The organism is Sphingomonas sp. FUKUSWIS1, from assembly GCF_000733135.1.
In the GTDB taxonomy this organism is placed as follows: domain Bacteria; phylum Pseudomonadota; class Alphaproteobacteria; order Sphingomonadales; family Sphingomonadaceae; genus Sphingomonas; species Sphingomonas aerolata.
Genome location: NZ_JPJC01000074.1, coordinates 1 through 7,645 on the forward strand (window position 1 = coordinate 1; position 7,645 = coordinate 7,645).

The following is a 7,645-nucleotide window of genomic DNA, read 5'->3' on the forward strand; positions in this document are numbered from 1 at the left end:
GGGCGACCTGCTCGCGGGCGTGGAGGTGGTGCCGCCGTTCGTGCCGACGCCGCCCAAGCCGATCCCGCAGCCCAATGGCGGCGGCGATCGCAACGCCATCCCGCTCTATCGCTTCGCCAACCAGAGCATCGTCAGCCAGTTCCTGCCCGACATGCCGGTGCGGGTGTCGGCGCTGCGCGGGTTGGGCGCGCATCTGAACATCTTCGCGCTCGAAAGTGCGATGGACGAGCTGGCGGCGGCGGCGGGGCGCGATCCGGTCGCGTTCCGGCTGGCGCATCTCGACGATCCGCGCGCTGCAGAGGTGATTCGGCGCGCGGCGGCGCGGTTCGGGTGGAGCCGCTATCGGCCCCGGCCCAATCGCGGGCGGGGCTTCGCCTTTGCGCGCTACAAGAATCACGGCGCCTATTGCGCGGTCGCGCTCGATGTCGAGCGGATCCCCGACGAAGGGCGGCTGGTCGTCCACCGCGCGGTCGTCGCGGTCGACAGCGGCGAGGCGGTCAATCCCGACGGCATCCGCAACCAGGTCGAGGGCGGGTTGCTCCAGTCGCTGAGCTGGACCGCCTACGAGGCCGCGGGGCACGACGGCACGCGCCGGACCGATTATGACTGGAGCGGCTATCCGATCCTGCGGTTCGCGGACGTGCCGCACAGCGTCGTCGTCGAGGTCATCGACCGGCCGGGTACGCCGTTTCTCGGCACGGGCGAGTGCGCGCAGGGGCCCACCGCCGCCGCGCTCGCCAATGCGCTGGCGGCGGCAACGGGGGTCAGGACCAGGAGCATGCCGCTGGCGGGGGGGCTGGCGACGCGCTCCTGATCATCGGCGGTCACGGGGTGACCGCCATATTGGTCGGCTCAGGCGCCGCCGGCGACCGGGGCGAGCGTCTGCTGGTGCTGGACCACGCGCCATTCCTCATGCTCGAGCCGGCGCATCGTGGTGGTGCAATAGGCAGTATAGCCGGTTGCGCCTTCGCGGCTCGCCTCGGCCTTGTAGGCGATCGCGATCAGACCTTCCTGCGGGCGCATGATCTGCTGTTCGCTGAACCGGACCTCCGACCAGCGCGGCGTATCGGCGACCGCCTCGATCGCCTGCGCGCCGGTCATCACGAAGGGCTGCTCGGGGAGCACCATCACGCATTCGTCGTCGATCAGCGTGTGATACTGGTCCGCGTCGCCCGTCCACAGGCTTTCTTCAAATGCCCAGACCCTGGTGTCGTCCATTGCTCGTCTCCTTCTGTCGGGGTCGAGCGCGGGGACGGCCTACTTCGTTCCTCACAATCGGTGAGACGAGGGTCTTTTGGCGATCGGAGCATCCTATGTTTCCGACGCCTGTGTGGCTGCCGACCGACGCGCCGGTCGGCAGCCCTCGTCCTACAGCCCGTAGGAGAGCCGCAGGTAGCCGAACCGGCCCGGGATGTCATAGGTCGTCGGGTCGAAGTTGTTCAGGCTGCAGCTGAAGCAGGCGGGGGGATCCTTGTCGAAGACGTTGTTCACGCCGAAGGTCAGCGCGAGCTTCGAATCGAGCCAGGCCGGCCGGAACTGGAGCTGGACGTCGCCGTAGAGGCGGCTCTTCAGGGCGTTCTCCGCAGCGATTTCGTCGACATTGTCGATATAGCGTCCGGTGACGCTCGCGGTGACCGGCCCCACCGACCAGTCGATCGTCCCCAGTCCCTTGAAGTGCGGATAGGTCTGATCGGGCGAGCCGCGTTCGGTGCCGACATAGTCGGTCGTGACGAAGCCGTCAGTCGCGGGCGTCCGCTCGCTGTACTTGAGCAGATAGTTGCCCGAGACGTAGAGGCCGAAGCGCCCGGCGCCGGTTTCGCCCGAGCGGACCGTCAGCGTCGCGTCGATGCCCTTGGTGCGGATGCCGCCGGTGTTGAGCAGCAGGCCGTTGATCGCGGTCACGATGCCGCTGGGGGCACGCCGCACCGCCGCGCAGCTGAGCGCGTCGCCGGTCTGGGCGCAGCGGCTGAGCAGCACCTGGGCCGGGATCGACGCGATCGAGTCGTCGACCTTGATGTCGTAATAATTGACCTCGAGGCTGAGCGCCGAGAGCGTGCCGCCGCGGGCCCAGCTTGGGCTGTACACGCCGCCGAACAGCAGCGTCCGGGCGGTTTCAGGGCGCAGCTCGCTATTGCCGCCGGTGAGCACCGGCAACTGGCCCGAGGGTTCGGCATAGCTGCCATTGCCGGGCACGCCGTTGGCGACGCAGTTCGCGCGAACCGTCGGGTTGGACTGGAACAGCCCGCCCGCGGCGCTGGTGCAGGGATCGTCGATCGAGGCGTCGAACCGCGACTGCGCGCCGAACAGCTCGCCGATCGACGGTGCGCGCAGCGATTCGGCATATTGGCCGCGCAGCAGCAGGTCGCTGACGGGCTTCCACAACGCGCCGCCGCTGAGCGTCGTATTGCCCCCGAAGGTCGAATAGTTCGAATGGCGGACCGCGCCGTTCAGCTCGAGCGAGGCGATGCCGGGAATGTCGCGCAGCAGCGGCAGGCGGATTTCGCCATAGACCTCGTCGACGTTGAACTTGCCGCTCGCCGCCTGTGCCGGGATGTCCGCGCCGAGACCCGCCTGGATGATCGGGTCGGGCGTGAAGCTGCCGAACTGATAGCGATGCTCATAGCCGACCGCGATGCCGACCGGCCCGCCGGGCAGGTCGAACAGCTCGCCGGAGATATTGGCGGTATAGTCGTTCAGCTTCTGGCGGCTGCGGTCGCGTTCGTCGAAGCCGATATAGCCGAGCATCGCCGGGGTGATCGAGCCGACCCCGCCGAAGAAGTTGAACGGCACGCATTCGCCGGTGCACTGGCTGATCGGGCCGATCGCGCGGGCGAGGCGCGCGGCGTTGATGTTGCCGGTGAACAGCTGCTTGGCATCGTTATAGCCGATGACCGCGCTCGCATCCCAATACCAGTTGTGCCCGAACATCTGGAACTTGCCGTCCAGGGTGCCGGTCAGCGACATGGTGTCGACCTGCTGGCTGTAGGTGCGCTGCCCCGCCTCAACGAGGCGGCGGAAGATCGCGGTGTAGTTCTGCCCGGGGACGAGCGTCACGCCGAACGGGTTGAACGGGTTGGTGGCATCGACCGAGAGCGTGTCGAGCATGTTGCCGTTGCCGACGTCGGGACCGATGCCGAGTGGGAGGAACGCCGCTTGGTTCTGCGAATTGCGGCGGTTATAGACCGCCTTCACGCGCAGATTGAGCGCCTCCGAAAACTCGGCGCGCGTGTTGACGAAGCCGCCGAACCGCTCGACCGGCGTCAGGAAATAGTTGAGCGGGGCGAAGTTGAACCGATCGGCGGCGGTGAACGCCTTGAAGTCGCCGGTCGCGAGCGTCGGGTCATAGACCGGGCGGCCGCTGGCGACGGGGCCACGCAGCGTGATGTTCTGGCCGTTCACCAGGAACCGGCCGAAGGGCGTGAAGCTGGAGCAGCCGCCGATGGGTTCGGCGCAGCTGGTCTGGCCCGGATTGGGGAATTGCGAGATGTCGCGATCGGCGGCGCTGACAGATTCCTGCTTGGTGTAATAGCCGCCCGCGACGACGTGCACGCCCTGGCTGCCAAAGCCGTAGCTCAGCTGGTAATCCTGCGTCTTGCCGTCATTGTCGCCGAGATACTGGCCATATTGCGCCGATCCCTTGAACCCCTTCTGGTTCTGCTTGGTGATGATGTTGACGACGCCCGCGATCGCGTCGGACCCGTATTGCGTCGAGGCGCCCGATTGCAGCACCTCGATCCGTTCGATCATCGAGGACGGGATCGAGTTGAGATCGACCGTCGCCGGGATGCCGCTGGCCGACGCGCCGTTGACGAAGCGCAGGCCGTCGACGAGCACGAGCGTCCGCTTGGGGCCGAGATAGCGCAGGTCGAGCACCGCGGAGCCCGCGCCGACGCCGCCGCCATCGGGCGGGTTGCCGAAATTGCCCGAGCTGTTGAACTTCGAATTGAGGCCGCCCGACGAGGCGGGCAGGCGTTGCAGGATGTCCGCGACGGACGACAGGCCGGTGCGCGCGATCGCGTTCTCATCGACGGTGATGACGGGCGATGGCTGATCGAGCGGGTCGCGACGGATGCGCGATCCGGTGACGATGATGTCTTCGGTGGGGGCCTCGGTCGCCGCGGGGGCGGTGGGCGTCTGGGGGTCGGTCGCCAGTTGCGCCGCGGCGCCATTGGCCGCGATCAGCAGGCCCGCGCCCATCGCCATCCGCGACGAGCGCATCATCCATTTCGTCCAACGCATTTCTGTCCCCCTTGTGACACCCCGTTTTACGGCGGTGCACCATGGTTACGACGAAAATGGTTTTTATGACCATATGTTGCTGCTCCGTTACGATCAGCAATGGTAAATTGCGAAACGGGTGTTGCTTGCGGGTTACACCACCAAGGTCCGTTCAGGGGGCGCTGCGCTTGCGCGTGGGGGCGCGGAAGTCGGGGGGCTTGTCGACGATCCAGCGCAGGTAGCGGGCGATATCCTCGCGCGCACGGAGCTGGTCCATCGTCGCATAGCTGGTGGCGAGGTCGCGGTTGGCGACGAAGGCGTGGATGGTGCGGTGGCAGATCGGATGGACCGGCACGGTCTGTGTACCGCCCTCGCTCTTGGGGACGACGTGGTGGCGCTCGACGCGGTGGCCGAGCGGGCGGCCGCATAGGGCGCAGGGCGCGTCGTCCGCAGCCTGCGCGGTCCGTGCCGCCGCCTCGGCCAGTCCGGCCATCCGTTTCACGCGTCCGCCCATTCTCCTCGCACCTATCGCCGGGGCGCGAGCAGGCGGTCGAGCCGGACCGGCGCATAGTCGTGACCATCGACATCGACGCCGACGTCGAACTGGCGGAGCATCGGCTTCAGCCGGCCATGGCTGTGCCCGTGCAGGTTGAGCGCGCCGCGGTGCTGGCCGTTCCAGCTGCGGAAGGGGTAATGGCACAGGACGAGCCGCCGGTCGTCGAGCGTGATCTCCGCATAGTCGGCGACGCTGGCCCAGCCCGGTGCCGCCAGCGTCGCATCGGGATCATTGTTGCCGCGCAGCAGGTGCTTGGTCCCGTTCAGCCGCGCGAGCAGCCCGGCCACGTCCTCGGAGCGACGCGCGACGTCGCCAAGGTGCCACACCACGTCCTGCGGCCCGACGACGGCGTTCCACCGGTCGATCAGCGCTGTGTCCATCGCGGCGGTGTCGGCGAACGGCCGGCGCGCGATGTTGATCGTGCGGTGGTCGCCGAAATGCGTGTCGGCGGTGAAGAAGACGCTCACGCGCGCGGCTCCGCGGGCAGGGCGACGGCGGCGAAATGGGTGCGGATATAGTCGAGCTTGGGATCGATGTAGCGGCGGCAGAAGGGCCGGTCTGGATCGGTCCGGTAGTAATTCTGGAAGCGCTCGTCCGAGGGCCGGAAGCCGGTGCACGGCAGGACCAGCGTGCGGGCCGGCTCAGCGCTCTCGGCTGCGAACCGGGCGATCGCCGCTTCGGCGTCGGGGCGCTGGCCGTCCTCGAACACATAGATGGCGCTGCGATAGCGTCCGGCGGGGGAATAGCCGGATTTCGCCGAATGCGTGCGCAGATGGACCTCGGCCAGTGTCGCCAGGCTGATGGCGGCGGGATCGAACGTCACGATCACGCCCTCCGCCCAGGCGTCCGACGGGGCCTCGGACTGGAGGAAGCCCTGCTCGACCGTCTGCACGCCGCGGAGCGCCTGAAAGACGCCCTCGGTGCACCAGTGGCACCCGCCGCCGAACCCGATCCGGTGCACGCGCTGTTCCGTCATCCGGCGATCGTGAACACCGAGCCGGAATCGACGCGTATCCCTGCACCGTTGATGAAGCTCGCCCGCTCCGAGCAAAGGAAGGCGACGGCGGCGGCGACTTCCTCGGCCTTGCCGCGGCGCTTGAGCACCATACCCGGGCGTTCCTCCTCGAGGAAGCTGTCGATCGCCGCGTCGAAGCTCTCGCCGCGTTCCTCGGCGCGCTTGCGCATCATCTTGTCGGTCATCGGCGTCGCGATGAACGCGGGCGAGACGGTGTTCACGAGGACATTGTCGCCGCCATAGGCCTTGGACAGCCCTTTCGCGAGCGCGAGGATGCCCGCCTTCGACGCGCAATAGGCGAGTTCGTCGACATAGGGCTGGACCGCGTCTTCGGAGGCGAACAGCACGATCCGGCCCCAGCCGCCCTTGCGCATCGCCGGGATCGCCTCGCGACACATGCGCACCGCGCCCATGAGGTTGATGTCGAGCGTCTGCTCCCAGCCGGCATCGTCGACGTCGAGAAAGTCGCCGGTCGCGCCCGTCACGCCCGCGGCGTTGACATAGATGTCGGGATCACCGAGCCGCTCGCGCACCTCGGCCCAGATCGCGCGGACATCATCGAGGCTGGTGACGTCGCCGGTCACCGCGACCACCTCGCCGAGCGGCGACAGTTCGGCGAGCGCCGTGTCGAGCGTGCCGCCCGGCTGATCGGTGATCGCGACGCGCACGCCGGCCTCGAGCAGCAGCCGTGCGGTTTCCTTGCCCATGCCGGAATCCGCGCCGCTGATCAGCGCGATGCGCCCCTTGATACCCAGATCCATGTGAAACTCCTCAATCGTCGGATGCGAGAAAACGGTCGGCGGTGCGCAGCGACAGCGCCATGATCGTCAGCGCGGGATTGGCCGCCAGTGCGCTGGGAAAGATGGAATTGTCGCAGATCCGCAGGTTTGCGATGTCGAAACTGCGACCGTCGGAATCAACCACCGCGGTGTCGCCGTCATGCCCCATGCGGCAGGTGCCGATCGTATGCGCCGAGCGATCGACCGCAAAGATGTCCTGCGCGCCTGCCGCCGCCCAGATGTCGGTGAGCGTGCGCCGGGCGTGGCGATCGATCGCCTGTTCGTTGGCGTGATAGCTGAAGTCGATCCGCGCCTTGCGGTGGCCGAAGGCGTCGACCTCGTCGGCGAGTGTCAGCCGGTTGTCGGCATGCGGCAGGCACTCGCCGTTGATCCCGATCCCCGCCATCCGGTTATAGCCGCGCAGGAGCGTCTGCAGCCGTTCGCCCCACAGGCCCGCGCCGCGGGCGAGCCCGGTGGCGAGGTTGACGGGGAGCACGCCGAGGCTCTGAATCAGATAACCGCCCGCGCAGCCGGCATCGCCGGGTCGCATCATGTCCTCGCTGATCAGCGACGAGGGATAGCCGCGGTTCATCCGCATCTCCGCGTCGAACCGGCCCCAGAGCTGCGTCGCGACATGCGCCATGAAGTTGCGCCCGACCTGACCGCTCGAATTGGCGATGCCGAGGTTGAGCAGCAGCCGCGGCGTCTCAACTCCGCCGGCGCACAGGAAGACCGCGGCGCAAAGCTGGCGATGCTCCTGCCCGTTCTGGCTGTACACGACCGCGCTGATCCGGCCGCGGCCGTCATAGTCGAACGCGATCACGCGGGCGCCGGCGCGGATCTCGGCCCCATGCGCCACTGCGAGGGGCAGATAGGTCGTGTCCATGCTCGTCTTGGCGGCGTTGCGGCAGCCCTGGTGACAGGCGCCGCAATTGACGCAGGCCTGGCGCTGTCCCCAGTGCGGCTGGTCGCGATCGCGCGAGACCAGGGCGGCGGGGGCGTCGGTCGCGGTGATGCCGAGCGCCGCGCAGCCCCGCGCCATCGCGTCGGCGGCGGCGTTGCGCGCGACCGGGGGAT

The 7,645-nt window shown here is 68.1% G+C and carries 8 protein-coding genes; 1 reads left to right on the forward strand and 7 read right to left on the reverse strand.

The features are described from left to right. A partial coding sequence (locus sphsw_RS05690) for a molybdopterin cofactor-binding domain-containing protein (RefSeq protein ID WP_031439753.1) occupies window positions 1-814 on the forward strand: 814 nt, incomplete at its 5' end. Between the two features lie 38 nt (window positions 815-852). Here the strand turns inward: sphsw_RS05690 and sphsw_RS05695 are convergent. From sphsw_RS05695 to sphsw_RS05725, 7 genes are all read right to left on the reverse strand, one after another. Further along, complete coding sequence (locus sphsw_RS05695) at window positions 853-1,218, reverse strand: DUF4440 domain-containing protein (RefSeq protein ID WP_031395307.1); 366 nt, start codon at window positions 1,216-1,218, stop codon at window positions 853-855. 150 nt (window positions 1,219-1,368) lie between these two features. After that, the gene (locus sphsw_RS05700) at window positions 1,369-4,239 is read right to left on the reverse strand and encodes a TonB-dependent receptor domain-containing protein (RefSeq protein ID WP_320481896.1); all 2,871 of its coding nucleotides are present in this window, start codon (window positions 4,237-4,239) and stop codon (window positions 1,369-1,371) included. Between the two features lie 151 nt (window positions 4,240-4,390). After that, window positions 4,391-4,711, reverse strand: a complete 321-nt coding sequence (locus tag sphsw_RS05705; RefSeq protein ID WP_031439755.1) for an HNH endonuclease — start codon at window positions 4,709-4,711, stop codon at window positions 4,391-4,393. A gap of 32 nt (window positions 4,712-4,743) precedes the next feature. Next, window positions 4,744-5,241 (reverse strand): metallophosphoesterase family protein, encoded by a 498-nt coding sequence (locus sphsw_RS05710; RefSeq protein ID WP_031439756.1) that lies wholly within the window; start codon window positions 5,239-5,241, stop codon window positions 4,744-4,746. After that, complete coding sequence (locus sphsw_RS05715; RefSeq protein ID WP_031439757.1) at window positions 5,238-5,750, reverse strand: peptide-methionine (S)-S-oxide reductase; 513 nt, start codon at window positions 5,748-5,750, stop codon at window positions 5,238-5,240. The genes sphsw_RS05710 and sphsw_RS05715 overlap by 4 nt, the downstream gene beginning before the upstream one ends. Then, entirely contained in the window at window positions 5,747-6,550 is an 804-nt protein-coding gene (locus tag sphsw_RS05720; protein WP_031439758.1) for an SDR family NAD(P)-dependent oxidoreductase, read from the reverse strand. The genes sphsw_RS05715 and sphsw_RS05720 overlap by 4 nt, the downstream gene beginning before the upstream one ends. A 10-nt stretch (window positions 6,551-6,560) precedes the next feature. Beyond that, on the reverse strand, window positions 6,561-7,645 hold a 1,085-nt coding region (locus sphsw_RS05725; RefSeq protein ID WP_031439759.1), incomplete at its 5' end, for a GMC oxidoreductase.

What these genes read in the sequence shown, in the direction of transcription:
- sphsw_RS05695 (WP_031395307.1), bottom strand. Translation starts at nt 1,218, where the DNA reads ATGGACGACACCAGGGTCTGGGCATTTGAAGAAAGCCTGTGGACGGGC.
- sphsw_RS05700 (WP_320481896.1), bottom strand. Translation starts at nt 4,239, where the DNA reads ATGCGTTGGACGAAATGGATGATGCGCTCGTCGCGGATGGCGATGGGC.
- sphsw_RS05705 (WP_031439755.1), bottom strand. Translation starts at nt 4,711, where the DNA reads ATGGCCGGACTGGCCGAGGCGGCGGCACGGACCGCGCAGGCTGCGGAC.
- sphsw_RS05715 (WP_031439757.1), bottom strand. Translation starts at nt 5,750, where the DNA reads ATGACGGAACAGCGCGTGCACCGGATCGGGTTCGGCGGCGGGTGCCAC.
- sphsw_RS05720 (WP_031439758.1), bottom strand. Translation starts at nt 6,550, where the DNA reads ATGGATCTGGGTATCAAGGGGCGCATCGCGCTGATCAGCGGCGCGGAT.